This window comes from Yeosuana marina (assembly GCF_011762485.1).
Taxonomy (GTDB): Bacteria; Bacteroidota; Bacteroidia; order Flavobacteriales; family Flavobacteriaceae; genus Yeosuana; species Yeosuana marina.
This window is the reverse complement of the sequence record NZ_JAAKGI010000042.1, coordinates 1-1,351: the sequence shown is the minus strand read 5'-3', so window position 1 is coordinate 1,351 and position 1,351 is coordinate 1. Positions and strand designations below refer to the sequence as shown.

At 33.3% G+C, this 1,351-nt stretch carries 2 protein-coding genes; one reads left to right on the top strand and one right to left on the bottom strand.

The window, feature by feature from the left end; all coding sequences use genetic code 11:
• Positions 1–195 (top strand): hypothetical protein (locus G5V56_RS18990; protein WP_206285921.1); only part of this gene is annotated, 195 nt, incomplete at its 5' end.
• Positions 196–199: 4 nt separating this feature from the next.
• On the opposite strand, the gene G5V56_RS17510 is transcribed toward G5V56_RS18990, so the two are convergent.
• A complete protein-coding gene (locus tag G5V56_RS17510; RefSeq protein WP_240911447.1) occupies positions 200–1,054 on the bottom strand; it encodes a TIR domain-containing protein in 855 nt (284 codons plus the stop codon).
• Between the last annotated feature and the right edge of the window lie 297 nt (positions 1,055–1,351).

Sequence of the window (1,351 nt, the reverse complement as noted above, 5' to 3'; positions counted from 1 at the left end):
ACCGGTGGATCGGCTCCACCATCTTATAAACAGTTGCGTAACGATTTTCAGCCGTTCGTTACTCTCGGCACACATATGGAAAGTTGCGTGTTTGTGTGCGAGGATTTTCCGAAGGAAAATCAGAAGCTAGCAAACGAGCAACTAACTTTGGTTAAGCTAAAACTAGCAATTTTTTATATACTTTGTTGGGCATAGTTTTTTATATTACTAAATTCATATCAACTTTATATCCACTATTCCGTAACTCTTTGGCAAGGTCAAGTTTCCAATCATTTGCCATTGATATGTAAACAACTCCAGAAATATCATTAGGTGTTTCAACATTATCTTTTACAAGGGCACAGACATTTTTTCTCCCGATTTTTCCAATCAGAAAGCCATGTTCAAAAACTACATTTTGGCGAGCTCTGGACTTTAAGTTCGTTTCTTCTCCTTTTTTTGAGCCAGAATCACAAGGGGTATATAATACAATACCAAAACCTACATTTGAATAGCTTTCAATTTTTTCAATTATCGTTTTTCCAGAACTTGCTTGTTCATGTAAAATAATGGGTTCGAATCCTAATTTTTCAATAAATCTTGCGGTTTCTATCCTAGTCAAATCATCATGTCCATGAACAATAAAAACTTTAGACATATCCAAGGTATTGGTTTTATCGGTCTTAGTCATTAAATTATTTACGGAGGACTTTAATAAGTCAGACTTAGCAGATAAGGACTTTAGATTGTCCAATTTATATTTTAATAAGTTTTTTTTAGACTGAACAGGGTTATCTCTCACCTCTCCTAATTCTCCCATAAAGGAATATCCTGCTTGAGCATAGCTACCAGCATATTCATTTTTAGGAATGTCAAATTTTTGCTGTAAATATTCACGATTGTAATCAGTCCATAATCTGTAGTCTTGTTCAAGTTTATCTAAATCGTCTGACGTATTAATTACTCGTTGAAATAATTCTTCACCTATCTCAATTCTTTCAGATAGTTGATTTTTAAAATCTGAATTAGAAATTGTTAATATTGGTTTAGTTATTTGATTATTGGTTTTTGCCATTTAATATCCGTGTGTATTTTTAAATTATGCCCAACGTGATTGTATAAGATTAGTGGCGTGTTTAAGCACCTAATTAGCAAATAAAAACCAGATAGAAAATCCGCGAGGATTTTCGTAAGTAGGCGAGAACTAGCCATTAATTTTATACGGTGTTGGTGGTAGTATTTTTAATCAGGGAAACACATATATTTCCATACATTTTCAAATTTTGGTCTATCGTTACTTTCAATTGGTGTATCAATATCAGCACAAGTTGAGTTATGGGCAGGAATTAGTGAGCCGCTATTATTTTGCGAT